Annotated in this window: 24 protein-coding genes; 5 read left to right on the forward strand and 19 right to left on the reverse strand. The window is 55.2% G+C overall.

Features of this window, described 5'->3' with window-relative positions; genetic code table 11:
• Nucleotides 1-12: 12 nt before the first annotated feature.
• Both B5F35_RS05240 and B5F35_RS05245 read right to left on the reverse strand, forming a co-directional pair.
• A complete protein-coding gene (locus B5F35_RS05240) occupies nucleotides 13-954 on the reverse strand; it encodes an ABC transporter permease (protein ID WP_087238760.1) in 942 nt (313 codons plus the stop codon).
• A 116-nt stretch (nucleotides 955-1,070) separates the two neighbouring features.
• On the reverse strand, nucleotides 1,071-2,681 hold the full coding sequence (locus tag B5F35_RS05245; protein WP_087238761.1) for an extracellular solute-binding protein: 1,611 nt from the start codon (nucleotides 2,679-2,681) through the stop codon (nucleotides 1,071-1,073).
• A 233-nt stretch (nucleotides 2,682-2,914) separates the two neighbouring features.
• Here B5F35_RS05245 and B5F35_RS05250 point away from each other — a divergent pair, with 233 nt between their 5' ends.
• A complete protein-coding gene (locus B5F35_RS05250; RefSeq protein WP_087238763.1) occupies nucleotides 2,915-5,059 on the forward strand; it encodes a helix-turn-helix domain-containing protein in 2,145 nt (714 codons plus the stop codon).
• 103 nt (nucleotides 5,060-5,162) lie between these two features.
• Here B5F35_RS05250 and B5F35_RS05255 read toward each other — a convergent pair whose 3' ends face one another.
• The 4 genes from B5F35_RS05255 to B5F35_RS05270 are packed head-to-tail and all read right to left on the reverse strand — an operon-like array spanning nucleotide 5,163 to nucleotide 9,572.
• Nucleotides 5,163-6,947, reverse strand: a complete 1,785-nt coding sequence (locus B5F35_RS05255; RefSeq protein ID WP_087238765.1) for an L-fucose isomerase — start codon at nucleotides 6,945-6,947, stop codon at nucleotides 5,163-5,165.
• A 22-nt stretch (nucleotides 6,948-6,969) separates the two neighbouring features.
• The gene (locus B5F35_RS05260) at nucleotides 6,970-8,415 is read right to left on the reverse strand and encodes a rhamnulokinase (protein WP_087238767.1); all 1,446 of its coding nucleotides are present in this window, start codon (nucleotides 8,413-8,415) and stop codon (nucleotides 6,970-6,972) included.
• The gene (gene fucU / locus B5F35_RS05265; RefSeq protein ID WP_087238768.1) at nucleotides 8,412-8,846 is read right to left on the reverse strand and encodes an L-fucose mutarotase; all 435 of its coding nucleotides are present in this window, start codon (nucleotides 8,844-8,846) and stop codon (nucleotides 8,412-8,414) included. Before fucU ends, B5F35_RS05260 begins: the two co-directional genes overlap by 4 nt.
• Nucleotides 8,847-8,864: 18 nt before the next feature.
• Nucleotides 8,865-9,572 carry a class II aldolase/adducin family protein gene (locus B5F35_RS05270; RefSeq protein WP_087238770.1) on the reverse strand — a complete coding sequence of 236 codons (708 nt, stop codon included), beginning with the start codon at nucleotides 9,570-9,572 and terminating at the stop codon, nucleotides 8,865-8,867.
• Nucleotides 9,573-9,680: 108 nt separating this feature from the next.
• On the opposite strand from B5F35_RS05270, the gene B5F35_RS05275 reads away from it, so the two are divergent.
• Both B5F35_RS05275 and B5F35_RS05280 read left to right on the forward strand, forming a co-directional pair.
• Complete coding sequence (locus B5F35_RS05275; RefSeq protein WP_162611337.1) at nucleotides 9,681-10,577, forward strand: helix-turn-helix transcriptional regulator; 897 nt, start codon at nucleotides 9,681-9,683, stop codon at nucleotides 10,575-10,577.
• The gene (locus tag B5F35_RS05280; protein WP_087238774.1) at nucleotides 10,564-11,340 is read left to right on the forward strand and encodes a GNAT family N-acetyltransferase; all 777 of its coding nucleotides are present in this window, start codon (nucleotides 10,564-10,566) and stop codon (nucleotides 11,338-11,340) included. Before B5F35_RS05275 ends, B5F35_RS05280 begins: the two co-directional genes overlap by 14 nt.
• A gap of 8 nt (nucleotides 11,341-11,348) precedes the next feature.
• On the opposite strand, the gene spo0A is transcribed toward B5F35_RS05280, so the two are convergent.
• The 3 genes from spo0A to B5F35_RS05295 all read right to left on the reverse strand — a co-directional run bounded on the left by spo0A (nucleotide 11,349) and on the right by B5F35_RS05295 (nucleotide 15,039).
• Nucleotides 11,349-12,110 carry a sporulation transcription factor Spo0A gene (gene spo0A / locus B5F35_RS05285; RefSeq protein WP_087238776.1) on the reverse strand — a complete coding sequence of 254 codons (762 nt, stop codon included), beginning with the start codon at nucleotides 12,108-12,110 and terminating at the stop codon, nucleotides 11,349-11,351.
• Nucleotides 12,111-12,244: 134 nt separating this feature from the next.
• On the reverse strand, nucleotides 12,245-14,278 hold the full coding sequence (locus B5F35_RS05290) for an ABC transporter permease (RefSeq protein ID WP_087238778.1): 2,034 nt from the start codon (nucleotides 14,276-14,278) through the stop codon (nucleotides 12,245-12,247).
• Entirely contained in the window at nucleotides 14,275-15,039 is a 765-nt protein-coding gene (locus tag B5F35_RS05295) for an ABC transporter ATP-binding protein (RefSeq protein ID WP_087238780.1), read from the reverse strand. Before B5F35_RS05295 ends, B5F35_RS05290 begins: the two co-directional genes overlap by 4 nt.
• Before the next feature lie 316 nt (nucleotides 15,040-15,355).
• On the opposite strand from B5F35_RS05295, the gene B5F35_RS05300 reads away from it, so the two are divergent.
• Nucleotides 15,356-17,263, forward strand: a complete 1,908-nt coding sequence (locus B5F35_RS05300; protein WP_087238782.1) for an SMI1/KNR4 family protein — start codon at nucleotides 15,356-15,358, stop codon at nucleotides 17,261-17,263.
• A gap of 100 nt (nucleotides 17,264-17,363) precedes the next feature.
• The gene (locus tag B5F35_RS19570) at nucleotides 17,364-17,726 is read left to right on the forward strand and encodes a hypothetical protein (protein ID WP_442856428.1); all 363 of its coding nucleotides are present in this window, start codon (nucleotides 17,364-17,366) and stop codon (nucleotides 17,724-17,726) included.
• Here B5F35_RS19570 and B5F35_RS05310 read toward each other — a convergent pair.
• The 10 genes from B5F35_RS05310 to B5F35_RS05350 form a co-directional block, all read right to left on the reverse strand.
• Nucleotides 17,639-18,355, reverse strand: coding sequence for a transglycosylase domain-containing protein (locus B5F35_RS05310; protein ID WP_087238784.1), 717 nt, complete (start codon nucleotides 18,353-18,355; stop codon nucleotides 17,639-17,641). The genes B5F35_RS19570 and B5F35_RS05310 overlap by 88 nt on opposite strands.
• Nucleotides 18,352-18,483, reverse strand: a complete 132-nt coding sequence (locus tag B5F35_RS19420) for a hypothetical protein (protein ID WP_275532249.1) — start codon at nucleotides 18,481-18,483, stop codon at nucleotides 18,352-18,354. The genes B5F35_RS05310 and B5F35_RS19420 overlap by 4 nt, the downstream gene beginning before the upstream one ends.
• Nucleotides 18,484-18,672: 189 nt before the next feature.
• Nucleotides 18,673-19,377 (reverse strand): enoyl-CoA hydratase/isomerase family protein, encoded by a 705-nt coding sequence (locus tag B5F35_RS05315; protein WP_087238786.1) that lies wholly within the window; start codon nucleotides 19,375-19,377, stop codon nucleotides 18,673-18,675.
• Nucleotides 19,378-19,411: 34 nt separating this feature from the next.
• The gene (locus tag B5F35_RS05320; protein ID WP_087238788.1) at nucleotides 19,412-20,368 is read right to left on the reverse strand and encodes a sugar phosphate isomerase/epimerase family protein; all 957 of its coding nucleotides are present in this window, start codon (nucleotides 20,366-20,368) and stop codon (nucleotides 19,412-19,414) included.
• Nucleotides 20,369-20,389: 21 nt separating this feature from the next.
• The gene (locus B5F35_RS05325) at nucleotides 20,390-21,652 is read right to left on the reverse strand and encodes a hypothetical protein (protein WP_087238789.1); all 1,263 of its coding nucleotides are present in this window, start codon (nucleotides 21,650-21,652) and stop codon (nucleotides 20,390-20,392) included.
• A 12-nt stretch (nucleotides 21,653-21,664) separates the two neighbouring features.
• Nucleotides 21,665-22,201 (reverse strand): D-lyxose/D-mannose family sugar isomerase, encoded by a 537-nt coding sequence (locus tag B5F35_RS05330; protein ID WP_087238791.1) that lies wholly within the window; start codon nucleotides 22,199-22,201, stop codon nucleotides 21,665-21,667.
• Between the two features lie 16 nt (nucleotides 22,202-22,217).
• Entirely contained in the window at nucleotides 22,218-23,168 is a 951-nt protein-coding gene (locus B5F35_RS05335) for a D-2-hydroxyacid dehydrogenase (protein WP_087238793.1), read from the reverse strand.
• The gene (locus B5F35_RS05340; RefSeq protein WP_087238794.1) at nucleotides 23,165-24,109 is read right to left on the reverse strand and encodes a transketolase family protein; all 945 of its coding nucleotides are present in this window, start codon (nucleotides 24,107-24,109) and stop codon (nucleotides 23,165-23,167) included. The genes B5F35_RS05335 and B5F35_RS05340 overlap by 4 nt, the downstream gene beginning before the upstream one ends.
• Nucleotides 24,106-24,939 (reverse strand): transketolase, encoded by an 834-nt coding sequence (locus B5F35_RS05345; RefSeq protein WP_087238797.1) that lies wholly within the window; start codon nucleotides 24,937-24,939, stop codon nucleotides 24,106-24,108. The genes B5F35_RS05340 and B5F35_RS05345 overlap by 4 nt, the downstream gene beginning before the upstream one ends.
• A gap of 130 nt (nucleotides 24,940-25,069) precedes the next feature.
• Entirely contained in the window at nucleotides 25,070-25,774 is a 705-nt protein-coding gene (locus B5F35_RS05350; RefSeq protein WP_087238799.1) for a FadR/GntR family transcriptional regulator, read from the reverse strand.
• Nucleotides 25,775-25,874 lie beyond the last annotated feature (100 nt).

The raw sequence follows: 25,874 nt of genomic DNA on the forward strand, positions 1-25,874 counted from the left end.
GCTCTCCCCCTTTCACCACAGGCTGGAGCCGGACAGGCGCTTGGCCACCCGGTTCACCGTCACAAGCAGAACAAAATTGATGACGTTGTTAAACAGGCCGATCGCGGTGGAATAGCTGTACTGCGCGCTTTGGATGCCCACCTTATACACATAGGTGGAGATAATCTCTGATACGCCGATGTTGATGTCGTTTTGCAGAAGATAGGCTTTTTCAAATCCCAGTCCCATGATGTTGCCTACATTCATGATCAGCATAATCACCGCTGTGGGAAGGATACTCGGCAGATCAATTTTTAAAATGCGCTGCAGCTTGTTTGCTCCGTCCACGATCGCTGCCTCATGCAGCTCCGGATTCACACCGGCCAGCGTAGCAATGTAAATGATGGAACCCCAGCCTGCCTGGCGCCACACACCGGACCAGACAAAAATATGCCGGAAATACTCGGGGCTTCCCATAAACAAAACCGGTTCCTGCATGCCAAACAGCTTTAAAAACTGGTTGATGGGGCCGTCCGGAGCAAAAAACACCTGGATCATACCGACCAGCACCACGACAGAAATAAAATACGGGGCATAGGTCACGGTCTGCGTGAATTTCTTGAATTTCCGGCTGATCGAATAGTTCAGCAGCAGAGCCAGAATGATAGGAATCGGGAAATTCATGCAAAGAGAATACAGGCTCAGAACGATCGTGTTTTCCATGAGCGTCCAAAATTGGTATGACTCAAAAAAACGCTGGAAATGGGTAAAGCCTGTCCATTTACTGCCCCAGATTCCCTGTGCGGCTGAAAAATCCTTGAACGCAAGCTGAATGCCATACAGCGGCACATAGTTGAAAATAATCAAATAAATCAGACTGGGTGCGACAAACAAATAAAGCATCCAGTTTTTCCGGACCTGCCGTACAATACGCTCGGAAAGCGGCCGTTTCACGGTGACAGCAGCTGCTTTCATCTTGTCTCCTCCTCACAAAAAGGAGTGCCTCGCAGGCGGCTGCGTGCCCTCTGCGCGGACACTCCTTTCTCTCCGGACTGTCTCAGATCAGCCGGTCTATGGTTCTGTTTTCATGCTTATCCCTGAATGCGATCCACAAAATTCTGGCAAAGCTTCTCATATTCTGCGGTTTTCAGCGATTCACAGGTTTTCAGATGCGCATCCCATCCGGCCTCATTAATGCCGTCCAGGATCGCGCTGGAGGTAAACTTTTTGAGATAGTTATCGATATCGACGAGCAGGATGGCGCGCTGGTTCGCGTTTTCCACATCATCCAGACCATCCGGCAGACCCTTATACATGTAAGGCAGATAGGACTCGACTGCCTCCACCTTCATAATGTCACGGTCGGTGGTGAATTCCTGTCCATCCGGTCCGGCGAGCTCAGACTGGAAGAAGAACGGCGCGGATCCGCCCGCAGAAATGGTGTGGCGCCACTGACCGTAGGGAATATCCTCCGGACGCTCATCCTGAACCACCATCCATTTTCCGTCCTCCGTGTAATCCCATGCCACGCCCTTGGGGCCTCTGTTCCAAAGAAGGGCTACCTCGAAGTCGGAGCGGATATAATCATACCAGCGAACCAAAACCTCCGGCTGCTCACACTTGACTGTGATGGAAAAGCCCGTACTGCTGATATTGCCGGTATCGTTCCACATCTGATCGCCATTGGGCCCTTTGAGGGGAGGCACCGCGACATAATCGTTAATCATCTCCGCTCCCACTACGATGGAGGGGTCAAACGCTATGACGGCTCCCAGAATATCCTTCCCTTTGAACTTGGAATTGAACTGCTCCTCGTTCTGGGTAAAGGTCTCGGGATCCAGCAATCCCTCACTGCTCAGTCCGTTCAACCATTGCAGACCCTGGTAGAAGCCATCCAGTGTGGGGGTAAACATTACCTTGCCGTCGATCGTGACAACGTGGCTGTTGTTGTCCAGCGCTCCGAACGATCCAAACAGGTTGCCGATCCTCGAAACCCCCTGCATGGAAAGAGGAATTTCGTCCGCCTGGCCGTTTCCGTTGGGATCCTCCGCTTTGAATGCCCGCAGAACCTCCGCAAACTCATCCGTGGTGGAGGGAATCTCTTTGCCCACCTGATCCAGCCACCGCTTATTAATCCAAAGCTGGTCGGCTGCTTTGTTGTTATAGGTTTCATCGCCGATCGGAAGAGAATGAATTTTCCCGTCTGAGGCGATGGAAGCCTCCCGCACATCCGGGCGGGCTTCAAAAAGCTCCTGAATGGCCGGAGCATACTGCTCAATGGCCGTATCCAACTCCGCAAGGGAGGGAAGATTGTTCGCCACATCAATCGTTCCAAGGAACGCATCCGGCAAATCTCCCGACGCAAGCATAATATTGGTTTTTTCCGTCCAGCCGGAAGCCGGAATCTCCATCCATTCAATCTTGACGTTGGTTGCCTTTTCCGTTTCCACCGTACATTCCTTTTCCGCAAAGGTATTCATGCACAGCGCTGCCTTGCTCACCGCAATCTTAAAGGTATCCGCTTCCTTTAGAATCGGCAGCCCTTCCGCATTCATATTCCCCGTATCCCCAGACTGCTGAGAAGTATCCGTGGAGTTTCCAGCGGGCTGAGAGGTTCCGCTCTGCTCCGCCGCACATGCCGCAGAAGAAAGAACAAGCGTGCTCAGAAGAAAGATGGAAAGCATTTGTTTGATTTTTTTCACAATTTTCCCTCCCTAACAGACTTTGTTTTTGATGCTTTCATTATATCCAAGCCTTTTTCCCGCGTAAATGAGCAAATCATGAAGGATAAGGCGAAATATGAATGAAAATAGGCCGAAATTGAACGATATATGCCAAACAGGAAATTAAAATTTTAAAAAACGTATTATTTCTACTGAAACACTGGAAAAAAGATAATTTTTTTATTATAATCGATCAAAAGAGGAGGAGTGATATGAGGAAACTACTGACACACCGGCGCGGCAGCACATCAAAGGAAGTTTTCTGGAAATACCTTGGTTCCTATGTCTGCATCGCTCTTCTTCCCATGATCATGAACAGTGTGCTGAGTTATACGCTGATCCGTGACTATCTGACCGGCCAGGTGGATCAGAACCGCACGGAAGCGATCAGCTACACGGAACACATGCTGGATCAACAGATTTCTTCGCTTGTCAGTATTGCAAGTGAAATGTCCATGAAAAGCTGTTTTACCATTGAAACGGAGAGCAGCATCGGCAATTTTTATGATATCACAGATTACCTCATGAGCAACAAGGCCAAAAACCAGTTTGTTTATGATATTCTGTATGCAGATATTTCCCGTGAACAGATTTACACAGCCAGCGGCCTGTATTCCAAAGAGGATTTCTCCGACAACCTGTATGCGTATACCGGAACGGACCTTTTTCGCTCCATGGAGGGCATTGGTCCCGGTCAACTTTCCCTGCTCCCTCTGGAAACCGCTTCCCAATACGGCCGTCCGCTTCAGATCGTGACGATTTCCATTCCCGTCAGCTATCGGTACCAAGAGAATAAACCGGCTGTAGATGGCTGTGCTGTGTTCATCATCGAAAAGAGCACGCTTGATGCCATGATACGAAGCGTCATGCAGAGCGAGAATGCTGTGGGAGCACTGTATTACGGGCAGACACCCGTCTATTGCTCCCAGGAAAGCCTCCTTTCGTTCCTTCCGCAGGAAGAGCTTCTGGCGGAAAGCATCGCGCTGGAGGGAGAACCATACGGTGTCTTTTCCGGGCGTGTCTCCCAGGAAAATTCGCTTCTGTCTGTTGTGGGGCTTGTGCCGGAAAATGAACTGAATGCTGTGCGCGACCTTATCCTGGGCTCCGTTGCCATCGTGGCCCTTCTGACTCTGGCACTGTGCAGTCTTCTGATTGCCTGCTTCATGAAACTGAATTATCAGCCCCTGCAAACATTGTTCCTCTTTGCCAGAAAGCAGCAGGGCGGCGAACTGCCCCGGATGAACGAGATGAAAACCATCCAATATGTCGTCTCCAAGCTTTCGGAGAAGCAAAATGAACTGCTGGCCCACAATCAGGTACTGCAAAGGGAGCGGTGCTTTTATGCCTTGATGGACGGAACGCTTCCTTTGGGGGAAAGCTTCCGCACACAATGCCTGCTGGCGGGGATCCGCCTGGACGGCCCCTGCTATCAGATTGTGATCCTCGAGAAGAAGGAAAATGTCGTGTTATATCTGCGCGATACCTATATTCCTTCATCCCGTCTATACTGGGATGACACCATCTCTCCCAATGAGATTATCCTTGTTCTGAGCGGAACACGGGAAGAACTGGAAAAGGACTGCGATCGGATCCATCAGTGGGAGATCGGAAAGGGAATCGGCACGGTATGCGATACTCTGGAAGGCCTGCGGGCCTCGCGGGACGAAGCTTCGCGCCAGCTTCACTGCACAGAGGGACATACGGACACCCTTCCTCTCGCGGAAATCCGATCCGCACAAGCTGCTATTTCGAGCGGCAACATGAAGCAGTTTCAATTTCTGGCACGAAGCGTGGCCGACCGTGTACGGCAGGCGGACAGCCTGGAGGGAGCTTGCATGGCCTACGCCTTGTTTATCATGGGAAGCCTGAATCAGATCCGTGCTCAGGAGGAACCCTTTGTCACATTGTCCCAATTGGAACAAAAATATGCTTTCCCACCTGCCAGTACGGAGAATGCCGCTCTCTTCCTGCTTCGTTTTGCGGATGAACTCTGCCGATCCGCCCGAGAAAAAAACGAAAAGGGAAAATTTTCCATTCAAACCGTTTTGGATTATATCGGCAGCAGCTGCTTTGATCCGACCTTCTCCATCAAAACCATGGCGGATCATTTCGGCGTTTCTTCCTCCAACCTCAGCCACTTTTTCAAAAATAAAACGGGACTTTCCCTGTCCCAGCACATTCAATCCATCCGTCTCACCAAGGCCCGGGAGCTGCTTCTGTCCACCTCTCTGCCGGTGGCGGAAATTATCAGCATGATCGGCTATACCGATGTTTCCTCCTTCATTCGCCGCTTCAAGCAGGAAACCGGCATGACGCCCGGCGAATTCCGCAGTTCTCCCCCGGCTGCTCAGATATAACGCACCGTCATATGACGGAAAATGCCGAAGCCCCGGAAAAGCAAATGCTTTTCCGGGGCTTCGGTGGTTTCAGAACCTTTTATTTGGATGTGGAAAGAAAGAATCAGCCATACAGCGGGCCATAATGTTTGCAGGCGGCGTAATCAGCGGCCTGCGCGTCCTGCGTGCCGAAGCTGGCCCAGGCATGCGGACGGTAAACCTTCTCCTCAGGAACATTGTGCATCGTCACCGGGATGCGCAGCATCGAAGCCAGCGTAATCAGATCCGCGCCGACATGGCCGTACACCGTCACGCCATGGTTGGCGCCCCAGTTGGCCATCACACTGTACACGTCCTTGAACGCGCCTTCGCCCGTCAAACGGGGAGCAAACCACGTCGTCGGCCAGGTGCGGTCAGTGCGCACGTCAATCGTCTGGTGGATCGCATCCGGCAGATCTGCCGTCCAGCCCTCGGCGATTTGCAGCACAGGGCCGACACCCTCCACGATGTTGTAGCGCAGCATGGTAACAGGCATCTCGGCACGGCAGCGGAAGTGGCTCGAGAAGCCGCCGCCGCGGAAATACTCAAAGTTGGCACGGCACCAGTCGGTCGCATCCAGGCAGGCCTTGACATCCTTTTCGCCCATCTGCCAGAAGGGCTTCATGACAGGCTCGCCCGCCTCGTTGCGGCAGGCGCCGGATCCGTCGAGCGCCGTGGCGCCGGAGTTGATCAGATGGATGAAGCCGTCCTTCGCGACGCCCTCGGGGCGCTTGCCCGTCACGCGCTCACATGCCTCGGGGCTCCAGTAGGTGCGCACGTCGTGGAAGCAAGGCGCGGTGTTCGTGACCAGCGTGCCGAGCAGCATGGAAACACCGTTGCAGGTGTCGTTTTCCGTGGCAAACGGAGTCGGCATCTTGGGGCCGTTCCAGTCAAAGGTGCTCGCGAGAATCGCCTCGGAGAAATCGGCGTTCGGCAGCCAGTCCGTCCACTGGCGCTGTCCCTGGAAGCCGCCCGCAACGGCGTTGCGGCCCAGTGCTTCCTCATGCCAGCCGAGATCATCCAGCTTCTTGTTGCCATAGAGAATGTCGCGCATGACCAGCGTCATCTTCGTGACAAACTCCCAATCCTTGTCCGCGGGAACAACCTTCGACTTTGTGATGACCTCCGGCAGATCCTTGCCGGCGTTGCAGTCGAAGCCCTCGCGGCAGTTGTCACGCACCCAGGCCAGAGCGCGCTCGTACTCCTGCGGATCGTAGATTTCCAGCTTGATGCGGCGCAGGATCTCCGTCATATCGACCCACTCGGCGCGCATACCGAAATACTTCTGGAACACGGACGCATCGCAGAAGCTGCCTGCAATGCCCATTGCCACGCCGCCAAGATTGACATATGCCTTGTTCTTCATCCAGCCGACCGCCACGGCACAGCGGGCAAAGCGCAGAATCTTCTCCGCGACGTCCGCCGGGATCTCCGTGTCGTTCGCGTCCTGCACATCATGGCCATAAATGGAGAAGGCCGGAATGCCGCGCTGGGCATGGGCCGCCATGACAGCCGCCAGATAAACCGCGCCGGGGCGCTCCGTACCGTTAAAGCCCCAAACCGCCTTGATGGTCTTGGGATCCATATCAAAGGTTTCCGTGCCATAGCACCAGCACGGGGTAACAGACAACGTGGCCGTTACATTCTGCACGGCAAATTCATCCGCGCATGCGGCCGCTTCCGCGCCGCCGCCGATGGTATGGCTGGCAACCACACACTGCACAGGTGTGCCGTCCGGGTAACGCAGCGTACCCTCAATCAGCTTTTTGGCGTTTTCCGCCATGTTCATAGTCTGTTTTTCCAGGCTCTCGCGCACGCCGCCCCAGCGGCCATCAATTACAGGCCGGATTCCAATCTTCGGATACAGCATGATAAACTCCTCCTTATTTTCCTTATACGCTTTCCAAAAGCGTCTGATATTTTTGATAAGCCGTTTCCCAGGCTTCACTTGTCTGCGGCAGATATTCCGTCAGCTTTTCCTCACGGGCAATCCAGCGCCGTCCCTCTTCCAGCGAGGGCATGGCGCCGAGCGCTGTGAGCTGAAGCATCAGATTGCCGAGCGCGGTCGCTTCCACCGGCCCCGCAACCACCCGCAGCCCGGCGGCGTCCGCCGTCATGCGGCACAGCAGACCGTCCTTTGCGCCGCCGCCCAGCACATGCAGCGTGCCGAAGCGCCGTCCTGTAGCCTGCTGAAGCTGGGAAATCGCCCAGCGGTATTTGAGCGCCAGGCTTTCATAAATGCAGCGCATGGTTTCGCCCACCGTCTGCGGCACAAACTGCCCTGTTTTGCGGCAGTATTCCTGCACGCGGCCCGGCAGATCGCCCGGCGGGGTAAACACCGGATCGTCGGGATCGATGAAGCAGCGCAGCGGCTCCGCGGCGAGAGCCAGACGCTCCAAATCCGCGTAAGAATACGATTCCCCTGCCCGTTTCCAGGCACGGCGGCTTTCCTGAATCAGCCACAGGCCGATGATATTTTTGAGATAGTTGATCTTTCCGTTCGCGCCCCACTCGTTGGAAAGGCCAAGCCGCATGCTCTCCGGCGTCAAAATCGGCGCATCCAGCTCACAGCCGAGCAGGCTCCACGTCCCGCAGGACAGGAAAGCCGCGTCCGGACCGGGATCCGGCAGAGCCGCCACAGCACACTGGGTGTCATGTCCCGCCGTGGCCAGAACAAGCGCGCCGTTTTCCGGCAGACGGCCCACAGCCGATCCTCCCGGAACAAGCGGCGGCAGAAGATCCTGCCCAATGCCATACCCGTTCAGAATGTTTTCGCTCCACTCGCCCTGCGGCAGCCGCAGCAGCTGAGCCGTTGAGGCCGCGCTGCGCTCCGTGGATACACCGCCGCACAGGCAGTACCGGAACAAATCCGGCATCCAAAGCAGCGTTTTGGCACGGGCAAGCGTTTCCGGCTCCTGCTCCCGCAGAGCCAGCAGCTGAAACAATGTGTTGATCGGCAGAAGCTGTGTGCCTGTTTCCCCATACAGGGATTCCCCGTCCATCACATGCAGAGCGCTGTCAAGAATGTGATCGGTGCGGGCGTCACGATAATGGACCGGATCGCTCAAAAGCTTTCCGTCCTCCCCCAAAAGGCCGAAATCCACGCCCCAGGTATCGAACGCCACACTGTCAAACGCGCCCGCCTTTTGAATTCCCGCGCGGATCTCGCGCAGCAAAGATTCAAAATCCCAGCGCAGATGGCCGTCCTTCTCGACAGGATTATTCTCGAAGCGGTGCAGCTCCTCCCAGCGGAAGGCTTCCCCGTCATACTCTGCCCGGATGGCACGGCCGCTCGACGCGCCGAGATCGAAGGCCAAAACCGTCGTCTTTTTTGTCATTTCACCACGCCCTTTTTCAGGAGGATATTCGCGTAAATCCGCTCCTCCCCGGTCGCGACAACGGCGTAAGCGTTCCGCGCGCGCTCATAGAAAGCGAAGCGCTCCGTCATCTCAATGTTCTGCGGGTTTTCTCCGTGCTTTTTCAGGATCTCCCTGTACTCATCCCAGATATCCGGTTTGCACGGATCGCCCGGCGTCACGGCCATAAGGGCGGCGGGCTTTTCCACATAGGAATCCAGCGGCAGAAGGGTGAGGACAGCGTCGAGCAGCTCCGGAAGCGGAAGTCCGTCCGCGCGCACCACAACGGCGTTTTTCCCCACGCTCTCGGACGGAAAATTCCCATCCGCCAGCACAATTTCATCCCCGTGTCCCATCTCACACAGCACCTTGAGCAGCTGGGGGCTGAGGATTTTCGGTATGTTTTTCAGCATGGCTGTCTCCTCCCGCTCTTACTTGTCGGTCGGTTCCCCGTGCTCACGGCGCGGATATTTCTTATAGCCGGGATGGCGGCCGGTGATCCGGTAATACTTGCGCAGGCCGATCAGCTTGTCCACGTTCTCGCGGCTGATGTCATAGCTGCCGCCAAGGATGATCGCGTTGATCGTGATCTTCGCCCACAGTTCCAGGCTCTCCATGCGGTAGAAGGCGGTGATCACATCGCTGCCGACAGCCAGGGCACCATGGTTCTCCAGCAGCATCACGTCGTGTTCATCCAGATACGGCTCGATGGCGTCCGGCACCTCGGAGGTGCTCGGCGTGCCGTAAGGGGTAAGCGGGACGCTGCCGATCGCGGCCACGTCCTCAATCATATTGTACATATCCATGCTGCGGTGCGCCACAGCAAAGCCCGTGGCTCCCGGCGGATGCGCGTGAATCACGCTGTTCACATCGGGGCGCTTCTCATAGCAGCGCAGGTGCATTTTAATCTCACTCGAGGGACGCAGGCCCTCCGCTGCTTCCAGCACTTCACCCTGCCCATTGATCAAAATCAGTTTGTCCGGCGTGATAAAGCTCTTGCTCATACCGGTGGGCGTGGCGAGGAAGGTGCCGTCATCCAGCTTTGCGGTCACGTTGCCGTCGTTCGCGGCCACCCAGCCAAGCTGCCACATCTTATGGCAGACGTCGCAGATCTGGTCTTTGATCTCCGAAATGTTCAAAAAATCAGCCCCTTTCTTCTGTTTTTTATTATACACTTGCAAAAAGGGAATTGCTTGGTATATACTGAAGAAAACTGGGACAATATTCACTTTTTGAAAGGAGCCCTCATGCGTTATTTGGCTGCACACGAGCGTGCCTCGCGCGGCACGTTTGATTTTCCAATTGAACTGTATCATGTTGACATCTCCCATCCCCGTTATGAGATGCCGTTCCACTGGCATATGGAAGCCGAGCTTCTCTTCGTTCTGGAGGGAGAATTTGCCCTTTCGGTGGAGGGAACCGAGTACGACGCACACCCCGGCGACTGCTTTTTTCTTCCCGGCGGCGCAATTCACGGAGGTTCTCCCGACCACTGCGTCTACGAATGCCTTGTCTTTGATATGGACCGCTTCCTGCCGGAAAGCGCTGTATGCCGCCGCAAATATGCCGCCGCACTGGGAGACGGAGCGCACATCCGCACCCATCTGCCTGCCAAAAGCCGCGCCGCGCAAGCCGCGCTCTCCCTCTTTTTCAGCATGGAAAAGGAGCAGCCCGGCTATGAATTCGTCACAACCGGGCTGCTCTGGCAATTTTTCGGATTGATTGTGCAGGAAAAGCTCTTTGTCCCCGATTCGGAGGAATCCCGCATCGGGCGGCAGAGAGCGGATCAAATGAAAAGCGTCCTGCGGCGGATCCGCCGGGACTATGCGTCTCCTCTCACGCTGGATGATCTGGCGGCGGAGGCGGGCATGAACCCGCGCTATTTCTGCCGCGTCTTTCGCCAGATGACAGGGCGCACGCCGATTGATTATTTAAATTACTACCGGATTGAGTGCGCGGCGGAGCTTCTGTGCACGGAGGGAGACAGTGTTACCGACGTCGCCCTCGCCTGCGGCTTCAACGATCCGGGCTATTTCGCCCGCCTGTTCCGCCGCCACAAGGGCATGTCCGCCGCCGCATACCGCCGTCAATACGGGGAATATCTCCCCCCGAAACAGGAGGAATCCGGAAATGAACCAGTCTGACATTCTGCAAACCGCGCTTGAGCAATCCGCCCGCGACTACGGCTGCGCACCGGGGGATTTTCTTCAGCCGGATCCCAAGACCGTCCTCTCCCGCCAAAACGAGGGGGCCAGGGTTTATCTTCCGCTTCCTCTGGCATGCAGCCTGGTCTCCTACGGAAACAACGTCGTCGCTCAGACCAGCGAAGATCTTTTGGAGCCGGTGCTGGCCTTTCTGCGCCGTTTTCCGCCGGAGCACTGCTTTGAAACACCGAACCTTTACGTCCTCAACAATCTGCTGGCTTCGCACGATCAAACGATCTGCTTCATGGCGGAATATTTCCTGCCAAGGCTCGAACGTCTGCGGCCTCTTTCCTGCCCCTATCCCATCCGGCTGCTCGGCCGGTCCGATTTCGCGGATCTCTATCTGCCGCAATGGAGCAACGCACTGTGTGACAAAAGGCCCGAACGCGACGTCATGGCTGTGGGCGCATACGACGGGGAAACGCTTGTCGGCCTGGCGGGAGCGTCCGCCGACTGCGAAACCATGTACCAGATCGGCATTGACGTGCTGCCTGCCTACCGCCGCCGTGGAATCGCATCCGCGCTGACCAGCCGCCTGGCGCTTGAAATTCTTGCGCTCGGGAAGGTCCCCTTCTACTGCGCCGCCTGGAGCAATCTGCGATCGGTACACAACGCCCTGCGCTCCGGTTTTTCCCCGGCATGGGTGGAAACCACCGCGCGGGCACGCTCCTTTGTTGATTCACTCAACGCGGGGGAGGGATGATCCCCGGTTCAGCTGGCGGACTTCATATGCAGGCGCAGACGGTCGGAGATCATAGCGATAAACTCGCTGTTGGTCGGCTTGCCGCGCGTGTTGTGGATGGTATACCCAAAATACCCTGTCAGCACATCGACATCTCCCCGATCCCAGGCCACCTCGATGGCGTGACGGATGGCGCGTTCCACGCGGGAGGGCGTGGTGTCGTAGTCCTTCGCCACGCTGGGATAGAGCTGCTTCGTAACAGCATTGATGATATCCGGCGTGCGCACCGCCATTAAAATGGAATCGCGGAGATAGTGGTATCCTTTAATATGGGCCGGAACGCCGATCTGGTGCAGGATCTCCGTCACCTGGATTTCCAGCGGCTCCTCCCCCTGCGCAGCGCCGGATGCCGGCGGCGGTGTGAGAGCCGCGATTTGCAGCACGCGCTCCGCCAGCTCACTTGCGTCAAACGGGGACACCATGAAATAGGATGCGCCCGATCCCATCACCTCACGCTCAATCGCGGGACTCGTAAAGTTGGAAAGGATAAGAAAAACGGGAACGTCCTTTTTGCCTGCGCAGGCCTTCATCACCCCAATTCCGTCCAAACGCGGCATAAACAGATCCGCCAGCACGACATCGGGGTGCTCCGACTCAATCTTTTCCAGCAGCACCCGGCCGTCACGCTCCGTGCAGATTACCGTCATTCCCGCCTCTTCCAAAGCAGGAACATATTCCTGCATAAATTCCCCACTGTTTTCCGAAATCAGAACTTTTAACCGCTTTTCCATGGATTGATCCCCCTATGTGATTGATTCTGTTACCAATATTACCATATATTGGAATAAATAGCAATACATAGAGTGGAATTTTTTGGAAAAACCTCGCTTTTCACGGGAGTCCTTCACAGACAGACGTTTTCCGCTCATAAAGCCTCGTCCCGAACACCGCTGACAATGCCGTAATAAGCCCGTGAGGTTACGCGGTAAATCAAAAGGTAGCACACGGCAAACACCAGATAACATGCCAGTGTGATGATCACCAGAAGCGTAACATTGGTCAGCCCGAACAGCATCAAAAGCTTCTGAAGCATCGGGAAAGCAAAGGCCAGATGCACGCCCGCGAGAATCAGCGGCAGGAAAAAGACGGTGAGGATCTGGGAATTGATGCTTTTGCGGATCTCGCGCTTTGTCATACCCACCTTCTGCATGATGGCAAACCGGGATTGATCCTCGTATCCCTCGGAGATTTGCTTATAATAAATGATCAGGACCGCTGCAAAAACAAACACCACGCCGAGCAGCACACCGAGGAACAGCAGACTGCCGTACAGGGAATAAAACCCTTCCCGCTCTGCGGCCACGCTGTCACAGCTGATCATCACAAGCGTTTCCTGCGACTGCTCCCGGAGCTCTTCGAGCTTTTCCCAAATCTGATCCTGAATGGCGATCTGCTGCGGATCCGGGCAGGAAAGATCAAAGGCATAATTCCAGGTATAATCGATCCATTCGCCCTGGCCCGCGTCGATCACCGGCTGCACCGCGGCTTCCAGATCGGGTACAAACAGATAAAGGGTGGGAATAATCTGCATGGCGGCTGTTCCGTTGCTCACAAACGAGGGCGCCATTTTCTTCACCCGAAGCTCCGGACCGTTTTCCACTTGGATTGTCCCGCTGGTGGAAAAGTTTTCATGGGTGGAATAGAGGATAACCTCATTCTCCGCCAACGTTTCCTGCGTACCCATCAGCGTATTGTAATCCTCAATGGGAATCAGGAAGATCTGCCAAACCTCAGACGCGTACTGCGCAAAGTTCAGATCCAGCTGGATTTGACCGTCCTGCACCACCCCGGCAAACAAGGCAGCGCGGTAGTCCAATACCCGCTCCGGCTCAAGCCCAGCTCCGGCGCAGATGTCATGAGCAGCTGTGCGCATCTCATCCACCCAGCCGCCCTCGAGATCGGACAGCTGCTCCATCGTCAGAGTCAGATCCAGATTACGTGGATAGCGGGTGCGCAGGCTGTCCTCCGCGCCGGCATACAGGCAGACGGTGGTGGAGATCATCACCAGAACCATTGTGCACAGAATACAGATGGAAGCCAGTCCCGCCCCGTTTCGCTTCATACGGAACACCATGGACGAGACGGAAACAAAATGGTTGGTGCGGTAGTAATACCGCTGATTTTTTTGCAGCGCACGGCAGAACGCCACGGACGCGGACACAAACAGGAGATAGGTTGCGGCAATCACCATAAGAACCGCCACAAAAAAGAGCAGAAGCGTTTGGACAGGATCCTGGATGCTCACGGCAATCCAGTACGCTCCGCCGAGGAGCAGAAGCCCCAGCACAGCCAGAAACCAGTTGGCTTTGGGCGGTTTCTCCCCCGCGTTTTCACTGCGCAGCAGCGTGATCGGGTTTGTGAGCCGGATCTGGCGCAGGGTGTCCAGCAGAATCAGCCCGAAAATCACCAGAAAGATAATCAGCGTGCGCTCCAGGGATCCGGGGGAGATCCAGAGAGTGTAGCCCGCTGTGCCGCCGAGCAGATAGAACACACACATTTCCGCCAGCTTGGAGAACACAATCCCGGCCAGAAGGCCGCCCGCCAGCGAAAGCACGGCGGTGATTCCCGATTCCCACAGCAGCACCACGGCAATATGGCGTTTTCCCATACCCAGAATGTTATACAGGCCGAACTCCTTTTTTCTGCGCCGGATCAGAAACGAATGGGTGTAAAACAGGAAAATGAGTGCGAAAAAGGTGATGACAAACGAACCAAGATTCAGACAGCCCTGCATCACATCGCCGCCCCGCATGGCACGAACCGCTTCGCTCGCGCTCAAAAAGGTGACGATATACGTCATCATGACCATGCCAGCGCAGGTCAGCAGATACGGCAGATACAGCCTGCGGTTGCTCCGGATCCCCGTCCAGGCCAGCCTGCGGTAAAACCCCTGCTTCATACCGGATCACCGCCTGTCGTCAGCACCGTGAGCGCTTCGGAAATTTTCTGATACAGCTCGCTGTCCGTGGAAGAACCGCGATAGATTTGGTGGAATACCTCGCCGTCACGGATGAACAGGACGCGACCCGCACGGCTGGCCGCCTTGACGGAGTGCGTAACCATCAGAATGGTCTGGCCGGAGCGGTTCACCGCGGCAAACAGATCGAGCAGTTCATCCGTCGCACGGGAATCGAGCGCTCCCGTCGGCTCGTCGGCCAGAATCAGGCGGGGATTGGTGATCAGCGCGCGTGCCACGGCGGCACGCTGCTTCTGGCCGCCCGAAACCTCGTAGGGGTATTTTTTCAGCAATCCCTCGATCCCGAGACTCTGCGCCACCTGCCGGACCCGCTCCTTCATCTCCTTCGGGCTTTTGCCCGCGAGCACCAGCGGCAGGCAGATGTTATCTTCCAGGGAAAAGGTGTCCAGCAGGTTGAATTCCTGAAAGACAAAGCCAAGATGATCGCGGCGAAACGCGGCGACCTGCGATTCGCGGATTCCGGCAAGATCCCGTCCGTCCAGACGGACGCTGCCGCCCGTCGGCTGATCAAGCGCCGCCAGAATGTTGAGCAGTGTCGTTTTGCCGGAACCGGACTCTCCCATAATCGCGACGTACTCCCCTTCCTCCACGGAAAAGGAAACGTTCCGCAGCGCCTCCACCTTATTTCCTCCCAAGCGGGTGGTATACACCTTTTTCAGCCCGCTGACATCCAACATACTCATGTGAAAACCTCCTTCTCCACCGCACCTCTCTGCGGCTTCTGAAAACAGGATACCACAATCCTCCGCGCCGCTTCCATCGATCCGTCTTACAATTTGCCCTCACTTCTTACGTTTTCGTAAGAAAGTGCGCAAGTGTCCACAGCAAATGAAACCACTTTTTGCGCTCAGGCTTTCTCAAAAGAAGTTGCAGGATACAGCAAAATATGCGATAGTAAAAGCAGGAAAACAGCGCTGTCTGAAAAACAGCTTTTGTGCCGGAGTCGTTTCGTACACAAAGGGCAGGCGCGGTTAAAAAATAAAAGAGAGGGAGCTTGTCATGAATTCTGATTTCCCCATCCAGGAATTGCGGGCTCAGCTGGAGCAGGCGGCAAAAGCGGATCCGGAGCAAAAATACTTCGGCGCGGACCTGCACAAATACCGTTGGAATCCCCCCGCTTCCCCCGAAGAAGTGGAAGCCTTTGAACAGAAAATCGGAGTGTCTCTGCCGGAAGAATACCGTAATTTTCTGCTGCAAGCCGGAAACGGCGGGGCTGGGCCATTTTGCGGCCTCTTTTCCCTGGAACAGGTCGAAAGCTGGATGGAATGGGAGCTGGAACCGGATCAGCCGCCCTATCTCTCCCCGGAACAATGCGATGAGGATTGGGAGGAAAGCGAGGAAAACTGGAAAAGGGGCTGCATCCCCATCGAGTCGCAGGGCGACACCTATTTTACCTGCCTGATGGTGACCGGACCAAACCGGGGCCGCGTGGTGTATCTGGATTATGAAGGCAGTTGGGTATTTTTCCCCAGAGAACCGGGTTTTTTGTGCTGGTACCAACGCTGGCTGCGGGAAATCTGTCTCCATTATAACAAATTTTGGTTCGGTACCAATCTGGACGGCGATGAGCAGGAGCTGCAAGCACAGTACAGAGAGGCAAAAACGGAAGAGGACAAGCTGTCCATCCTGCACAGTATGGATAAATTCCCCTCCTTCTCTCCTCAAACCATGGAGTTTCTGAAAGCAGCCATTTGCGAATGGCTGCACACGGAGGACGCCAGGGAATTTTTGCAGCTCGCATACCGTATCAGCCCCGAATTCCTGTTTGATTTCCTCGAAAAAAGGTGGGAAACAGGGCAGTATGACGCTGCCGTGCAGGAAATCTGGTATGCACAGTGGCACATCCGGCAGGAAACCGATCGCATCATCCAAAGCTGGTATGCTGCCATTTTGGAAAAGCTTCCGCAGCTTTCGGAGGACACGCAGGTTTGTGCGGTGGATCTTTTGCAGAAAAGCAGCGCAGTCCGGCTGGAACAAGTCCGCCCGATCTTTGAGCAGGCGAAGGATCCCGAGAACCGGCTCCAGCTGCTTACATCCTTGTCCCGTTTTGAAGAAACCGCCGAAAACCTGGATCTCTGGCTCCTGGCGCTGGAGGAGCGCAAAGATTTGAATTTTCTGAAAAAAGCGATCTTGTGTGCTCCAACCGTCTGCGATCCGCGGCTCAAGGAGTCCATTTCCCGGATCCAAAAGGATTTTTCCTCCTCTGTGGAGGCTCTTGCTCATTTTGACTATGACAAGGAAGATTCAACGAACCAGTTTTCTCAGCTGCGGCAGGAAGAGGATGTCTGGGAGAGAGCCTGCAACAAATGGAAAGATCTGTGGTACGAGGAAATCAATCCGAAAGTCCCATCCCTTCCCCGCCCTTACCGTTTGACGATCCGCTTCCATGACAGGATGGAACTGCACATGGACCAAACTCCGCCCGCAAACGGAATTCCTGTCCACCCCATCGTGGCCACCGCTATCCGCCATCAGTTTCAACGTCTGCCCTCCGTCGCCTTCTTTTGGAAACAAACCCTTGGAAAGATCAAAGCCCTGACCCTGACACCGAGCGAAAAGCTTGTCCGCCTTGACAACAAGACCCGCACGGCGGAAATCTGCGCGCCGGGCGACTATCCGCCGCCCAAGCCTTATTATTACACAATGGAAAACTGGTCCGTGATTAGCCTCATGAAAAAACTGAAAAAGCTGACCATTTCCCAAATCTGCGTGGAGGATTTTTCCTTTTTGCCGCAATGCCAATCACTGGAACATCTTTCGCTGTACAACACCAATTTTTCCGACTGCCGGGTGCTTCTGCAAATCCCGCAGCTGAAAAGCGTGGACTTGCGCCTGTGCCGGCTGGAGCATACGGAAGCACTGAAGTCCGCTCCGTTTTCTGTGTGCCTGAACGATACGGAGGAATAAGAAAAAGAGAGCGTGACACGCTCCGCAAAACGCGGTATATTGGAGGAAAAAGGAACCGCTGTCCATAACCGGACAGGCGGCAGGGAGGAGACTTGCCAACATGGAATGGAAGCTTAAAGTTCTGGAGACGGGCGGAGAAGCGGTGTTTGCGGCCCGCAACGCGATCGACGGCATCTATGAAAATTCCTCACATGGGGAATGGCCGTACCAGAGCTGGGGCATCAACCGGGATCCGAACGCCTGCCTGACGCTCTGCGATTTGAAAAAAGCGGAAGGCCCCCTTCCCCGCGCTGACGCAGATCGAAGCGTGGGGTGTGGAAGCCCCATAGTAAAAACGCCTGTTCCGAATACTGCACGGAACAGGCGTTTTTTATTTTACTGTTTACCAAACAAACGGCTGGCTTCCTCCTCAGAAAGAACGCCCTGCTCCGTCATGCACCGGATTACCTGGCGCATCCGCTGACCGGCCAGCTCCGGGCTGACGTCCGGCGAATAAGCAGACGGGGCATTCGGCAACCCGGCAAGCATAACACACTCGGTATCTGTCAGCTCCGACGGTTCCTTATTGTAATACCCCATCGCCGCATCGTAGATGCCATAGTACCCACTTCCAAAATAAATGGTATTGACATACAACTCAAAGATTTCCTGCTTGGAACAGACGGATTCCATCTCCACAGCCACAAAAATCTCGGCAAATTTCCGTTCCAGACGCTTCTCCTGTGTAAAATACTGGTTTTTGGCCAGCTGCTGGGTGATCGTGCTGCCGCCCTCGGCAAAGGAGAGCGTGCGCAGATCGTTCCAAAGTGCCCGGCCGATCGCAATGAGATCATAGCCCCCATGCGTCCAGAAGCGCTGATCCTCCGCAGCCACCACCGCTTTTACATAGAGATCGGGAAGCTCGTCGAAAGTGGTGAAATGCTCCATGGAACGGATCTCCTCCGCCATCTGTGCGACAGGCTCCTTTTCCAGGGCTTCCCGGGACATCAGATATCCCTTCACACCGAACACTGCCGCCGCCAGGATCCCCAGGCAGAAAACAGCTGTGACCACGGCAAGCACAAGCTTTCCGATACGCCGGATCCACTTCATTTTCTTTTCCTCCAAACCAGTCCGTACAGCAGCAGAACCGTGCAGAACAGGCCGCCCACCGTTAACCCAAACGTCATTTTGGGGTTTTTGGCTTTTTCTATGGTAAATTTCCTTTGTCTTGTGCGCATTCCGGCGCCTCCTTCCGCATACAGTCCCCGTAAAGTGTCGCCACGGGCTGTTCTCTGCTTTTCAGTGTACCAGAACGGCATTTTCTGTTCCATGGGATTCTCTTACTTTTTTCTTACATTTTTGTAAGGAGGATATGGCTTGCAGATAAAAACCGGGGGATTTCCGTACAGACGGAAATCCCCCGAATATCAGATACCGAACAACAGAGAGGTCAGATAATGCCTTCCTGTTTCCAGCTGCTGCGCATAGTCCATCCCCTGCGTCGCCATGTAATATTGCTTACAGAGAGCGATCGCCTTTAAATTGCACGGCGGAATACTTTTCCAGTATTCCATGGCTGCCGCGACCACATCCCCGGATGGAACAATCTGGTTTATCATCCCAAGCTCCAAAAAACGCTCCGCCGGAACCGGCTTTGCCAGCATCATCTCATAGCACAGCTTTTTCGGAAGGCTGTTGCGCACTCCCATGAAAGAAATCATCGGTGCGGATCCATTGTGCAGCTCCGGAAACTCAAAGGAAGCCTCCTTGCGCGCCACGGCCAAATCACACGCATCCACCAGACTCACGCCGCCTCCGCCGGTCTTTCCCGCGACGGCGGCAATGGTGATTTTGGGAAACGAGGCAATCGCCCGATGGACCGCACACAGAGCGACGGAAAACGCCGCAATCCCCTGTCCGGTACGCTCCGATGGGTTTCCCAAATCGCCGCCGAAGCAGAAATATTCTTCATTTCCTGCCAAAATCACCGCTTCACAGCGGCTTTCGCACGCATATTGCTCCAGCGCCCCGCACAGTTCCTGCATCGTCTCTACCGTCAGCAGGTTCCTGTGGTCCGCGGAACAAAGGGTGAGTACCACAAAAGGAAACTCCTCCCGGATTTGAAGAGCCATAGCCCCCTCCTTTCATCTCCTCTTTCCCTTTGGATTACAGCAACGAACGGATATAATCCAAAATCTCAAAGGTTTTCAGCTCTTTCTGCATCACAGCCAGCTTTTCCTCGTCAATCTTTTCCGCCACATCAAAAATGTAGTCCATCCATTCAAAGGTCTTTTCCATAATCAGAATCGGATCATGGCGCTGCGGGAACACATCCGCCGTAATCCAGCCGTCATAGCCGACCTTTTTCAGCGCCAGCGCAAACTCAATGTAATCCCACAGATTTACTGTACCCGGCACCATGTCCCAGTCCCAGTTGCGGAAATTGTCGTTGATGTGCACATAGAACAGCTTCCTGGTCTGTCCGAGGAAGGAAGCGGAATCCGCCGGAACCTCCAGCGCCTGAAGGGCATGGCCGAAATCCAGCGTCACTCCGACATTTTCCTTTCCTGTCATCTGCGCCAGATACGCCATTTTTCCCGCGTTGTTCAACAGACAGTGCACACGCGGCTCCGACTGCTTGTATTCCAGGCTGATGCGGATATCGCTGCGGTATTCCGCCGCCTCCCGAATCCCTTCCAGCGTGTACTGAAAAGCGTCGAGATAATTCAGCTCAAACGGATAATCCACACCATCGTTGAGAAGGGCGGTCGTAACCGTGGAGCAGTCCAGAGCAGCGGCGTGATCCATGGCCCGCTTGAGTTCATCCACCGCGTCACGGCGAATTTGGGGATCCGGATTGCTGAACGATCCGTAGCGCCACTTCATATCGCCCTTCACGTTCAGGTTCACCGTCGACACACCGAGACCGTAAGCTTCCAAAACCGGCTTGATTTCTTTGGGATCTGTAAAATTCTGCGGATAAACCAGCTCCAGGCCGGAGCACCCCTTAACCCGCGATGCCATTTCAATCATATCCTTGATATCCCTGGGAGGCTGGTAATCAATAAAGCGGTCCTGCACCTTCCCCATAAAGCCTGTAATGATTGAATATTTGCGTTTCATGATGAAATTCTCCTCTTTCTGTTAAAGTTTCGCTGTGCAGGAAACCGTCTCCCCACTGTGCAGATGGACAACCGCTTTGAATTCTCCGGCACCCTCCCGCGGGCAGTACGGCTTCTGCTCCCATGTTGTGAGCGCATAGAGCATAAACGGCTCGTCAAACGCGGTGTAAAGCAGGACATCATCCTCAAAGAACTCCACATAGTCTACTTTTTCCGGATACAGACTGGCCAGCTTCACATAGCGTTTTCCCTCAATGTGTGCGTCCGGTTCAAAGCCCTGCAGATAAAATTCGTTTGGCTCATCCTGTGCGCCGGACAACAGCTGCTCCAGACGGCGGGCAAAGAAAGCGTCCTCCCCGGCGGTGATGCCCCAATCGGCGGGAGGCTCCTGCTTTGTCAGATTGTTGTAATAGCCCCAGGAGGTGTGCGTGCCACGGCAGACGGCAAGCTGGCTGAAGCATTGCGAATCCTCATTGCACACGATCGGCTTGTCCGGTGCGAACTCCCGCACCGTGCGGATAAAGTCGTAATACTCCCGCCGTCTCAGACCGTTTCCATGTACCAGAATCACATCGCTGTTTTCCACAATTTCGGGTTTCCAGGATCCGCCTCCTCCGCTGCTTCCCACGGCAAAGCGTCCTCCCGACCACTCCCGCGCCATGCGGAGAAGAAAGCCCATCCCCTCCCCGCTGGAGATCAGGGGATGCTGCTGGAAATCGCCGACATCCTGCTCGTTGGCAATCTCGATGATGATATTTTCATAGCTGAGCCCGCGCAGGAATTCACAGGCTGTCCTCACCGCTTCCGCGATTGCCACGCCATCCCGGAGCAGATGCGCCTGCGCCTGATACAGGATACTGACAATCACAAGCATTCCCAGACGGTCACATGCTTCTATCACGCGCACCAGTCTGTCGCAGTACGCCGCGTCCATGTGTTTTCCGTCCGCAGAAAAACAGCCGGTATCGATCACGCTCCAATCCGCATAGGTGTAGATCGGGCCTCCCCCCTGCAATCCCACCGTGATGGCGCGGACTCCTTTCTGATACCAGTCCGGCAGAGCGGCAATCAGATCCTCCGTATTTTGCTCGGCGGAAAAGATTTTTCCGAAGCGATCGTATTTTCCCCGATTCTCCGGGTTTCGATCGTCAAATATCCCCTGGATAAACCGGGTGTTGAACAAAAGGCCCTGCATCTTTGGATCGCTTTCCGGAAGCTCTGCGTAAGTCTTTGCCCCGTTGATATAAAAATCCTGTCCCCGGATTTTATAGCTGGTCTGTCCCATCCCTGTCTCCTCCTATTCGGTGATTTGAGTCACCCGCACAATGTGCGGATCGGTGAATGGATCTCGTGCGTCGGAAGCGGTGGTGGACATGGAATAAAACACCACCGGCTCCTCACCAGCCTGAAACCAGTGCTTCTTCCCCGGTTCCAGGGTAACGGTATCTCCCGGGCCCAGCACAAGCTCATGGCGGCAGGTATAATACGCACGGCTTTCCTCCGGAATTTTCCCCCGGCTGAGCGTATCCTCCCCGTCCACATAAAGAAGAAGCGTGCCGGCAATCACCCGGAAGGTCTCTTCTTTTCCGGTGCCCTCCGGCTCATGCCAGTGCTCCGGTTCCGTCTGATACGGAAACAGTGTGATGACACGGGCCGCCAGACGCTTGGTATCAAACAGGGAAAAAATCTGAGCTCCCTCCGTCTCCAGACGGGAGAGACCGAAATCCGCAACCTCCAGCTTCTCCAGTTCCTGTTCCTGAAACACGACCCCTGCCTCCCGCATCAGCCGGGCGGCTTTTTCGCGTCCTTCTCTCTGCTGCCTTTTGGTAATCATTGCGCCTTCCTCCCCATCACGGATTCACAACATTCTGCGGTGCGCCGTTTTGGAAGGCCGCCAGATTTTCGGCTGCTATCCGCATCAGGCGTTCCCTGGCTTCCCGCGTCGCCCACGCGATATGAGGCGTCAGAATACAGTTCGGCGCACGCAGAAGAGGATTGTTTCCCCGGATCGGCTCGGTGGATACGACGTCCATAGCTGCCCCCGCCAGCCTGCCCTCCGCCAGGGCGGATGCCACAGCGGCCTCGTCGATCAACGGCCCGCGGGAAGTATTCAGCAGCAGCGTACCCGGCTTCATTTTGGCGATCGCCGCGTCGTTGATGATTCCCCTTGTGGAATCAAACAGCGGACAATGCAGCGATACCACATCGGAACAGGCAAGCAGCTCATCCAAAGGAAGCTTCTGTGCGAATGCGCAGTCCGCAGCAGGCTTTTGATCCGCATACACAACCTTCATCCCCAGTGCGGCGGCAATCCTGCCCACCGCCTGGCCAATCTTGCCGAATCCGATGATTCCCATCGTTTTGCCTGCCAGCTCTATCAACGGATAGTTCCAGTAGCACCAGTCCGCACTGTGCTCCCAATCGCCCGCGCGAACACTTTCCGCATGCGCTCCCACATGGTGGCACAATTCCAGCAGCAGCGCTGTCGTGAACTGTGCCACCGCGTCCGTTCCGTAAGTGGGAATATTGGTCACAGCAATGCCAAACTCCCGGGCAGCTTCCACATCCACAACATTGTAGCCTGTGGCAAGCACGCCGACATACCGCGCGGAGGAATCGAACAACAGCTCCCGGGAAAGCGGCGTTTTGTTTGTCAGAACCGCCTGGGCACCCTTCATGCGTTCCGCAATCTGCTCCGGCGGCGTGCGATCGTACACTGTCAGCTCTCCCAGCCGCTCCAACGGTTCCCACGTCAAATCGCCGGGGTTGAGCGTGTATCCGTCCAGCACAACTATTTTCACTGTTTCCCCTCCTGTTCCAGCAGCTCATGTGCGGTGGTGCACAGATTCTCCACCGTAATTCCGTTGAGAGCCAGCAGCGCCTCATACGGGGCAGATTCCCCAAAACGATCCAAAACCCCGATCCGTTTCACACGGCCATGTCCCATTTCCGCCGCCACCTCACAGACTGCGGATCCCAGGCCATTGAGGATGTTATGATCCTCCACCGTGATCACGCAGCCGCACTCCGTCAGCGCCTTCTCCACCGCTTCGCGATCCAGCGGCTTGATGGTGTGCATATCCAGAACACGGACGGAAACTCCTTCCCTGTCCAGCTGTTCCGCCGCGTGGAGGGCGAGGGAAACCGTATCCCCGTTTGCGAGGATGGCGATATCGCGGCCGTCCCGGAGATACTTTGCTTTTCCAATCTCAAATTCTTCTTCCTCCCCATAGAGATCCTCCACGGGGTCGCGCGTAAAGCGCAGATACACCGGCCCCTGATATGCGGCGGCCGCCCGAATCAGTTTGCGCGCGGCATGGTAGTCCGCGGGCATAATCACCATCATATTCGGGAGCGTGCGCATGATCCCCATATCTTCAATGCACTGGTGGGAAGCCCCGTCGTTGGCGGGCGTCAGGCCGCCGTGCGAACAGGCAATCTTCACATTCAGGCGGGGATAGCACACCTCCTGACGGATCTGCTCGCATGCACGCATACTGCCGAAAGCCGCATATGTCACCACAAAGGGAACCTTCCCCGCGGTCGCCAGCCCAGCCGCAATCCCCACGGCATTCTGCTCGGAAATACCCACATTGAGATGCTGCGCCGGGCATTGGTGGGCAAACGGCACCGTCTTGCAGGATTTGGAAACATCGCAGTCCACAACATATACCTCCTGCCGTTCCAGCCCCAGAGCCAAAAGCTCGTCTCCCAGCGCCTCACGGGTTGCCTGCTTGCTCATGCCGCTCCTCCTTCCAGCTCCCGCATGGCCTGGCGGTACTGTTCCTCATTTGGAGCCATCCCGTGCCACGCAGCCACATTTTCCATAAACGAAACTCCCTTGCCCTTCACAGTTCGGCAAACCACGCATTTGGGCATGCCGTTTTCCTGTGTTTGCAGGAACGAAACAGCCCCTGTGATCTCCTTCATGGAATGGCCGTCAATCTCCACCGTCTGGAAACCAAACGCGCGGAATTTCGCTGCCAAATCCCCGGAAGGCATGATCTCCTCGGTGCTTCCATCGTTTTGCAGGCCGTTGTGATCGACAAAGACCATCAGGCGGTCCAGCTGATATTTGTTCGCGGCCTGCGCCGCCTCCCAAATCTGCCCTTCGTTGCACTCTCCGTCTCCCAGCAGCGCGTATGTCCGGAAATTCTTCCCGTCATTTTTCCCCGCAATCGCCATTCCCACCGCACAGGACAGCCCCTGTCCCAGCGATCCTGTGGAAATGTCAATCCCCGGACACCGCTTCATATCAGGATGCCCCTGCAATAAGGACCCCTGACGGCGCAGCGTGTTCACCGCGTCCGCGGGCAAAAAACCTCTCAAAATCAGAGCCGCATACAAAGCCGGGCAGACGTGCCCTTTCGACAGCACAAACCTGTCCCTGTCCTCCCATTTGGGCTGTTCGGGATCCAGTTTCAAAAAATGAAAGTACAGAGCCGCTATCACATCCGCCGCAGAAAACGATCCGCCCGGATGCCCGGACTGCGCCTGATAAATCATAGTCAGAGCAGTTTTGCGGATCTCCTTCGCTCTTTCTTCCAAATACAGTATCTGCTCCTTTGTCATACAACCTCATCCCCCTTTGCAAACATACGACGTGGTATGTATTTGGTTCCCCGCCCGCCTGTTTCATCCCCGCCCGGTAAACCGAAGGCGGGGCGGCGGCATCCGCCGTGATGAAATCTGCGGGCTTTTCTTACAGCTGTTCTCTCCAGGTGATCAGCGAATCCGCCACCACCTGATGCACATGCTTGAAGTCCTTCTCTCGGATGCACTCCAACATTTTCTGATGATAATCGGGAGCCTTGGAATCCAGCTTTTCCTGCATCACATTCTGTCCGATGGAGCGCTCAAAGATTCCGTAAACACCTTTTACAATACGGATAAAAAACACATTTTTGCAGCTCTCAATCAATATCATATGGAACTGGATATCCAGCTCCTGTGCACGCTGCGGATCCCCCTGAACCAGTGCCCGGCGCATCTGGCGGATGTTTTCCTCCAGACGCAGATATTCCTCCTGCGTAATCTTTTCGATCGCCAGCCTGACTGTCGTCTCATCAAGGACCTGCCGCAGCTCCAGCATTTCTTCGCTGCTGGTTTCCCCGGATACCATGCTGTATACCACATTATCAAAGACGGACGGATTGACCTGTGAACAGACATAGGTACCGTCTCCGCGGCGAATTTCCACAATTCCCATCGCCGTCAGAATTTTGATTGCTTCGCGCAGAGAGTTTCTGCTGACCTGCATCTGCCGGATCAGCTCATACTCATTGGGAAGCTTGGTGCCGGGAGGATAAACGCCGCTGGTGATGTCCGACAAAAGCTGATCCATGATCAAATCGACCACAGATTTTTTATTGATTTTTTTGACTGCTGCATCAGATGGCTCCAACATATCCGCAACGCCCCATTCCGTTCAGGCTTGAATTGCCTTATTTTTGCTGAGATGAAATATATGGAAAATTATAATACTATCAGTATACTATCGCCGGGGC

This window comes from Anaeromassilibacillus sp. An200 (assembly GCF_002160025.1).
Taxonomy (GTDB): Bacteria; Bacillota; Clostridia; order Oscillospirales; family Acutalibacteraceae; genus Caccousia; species Caccousia stercoris.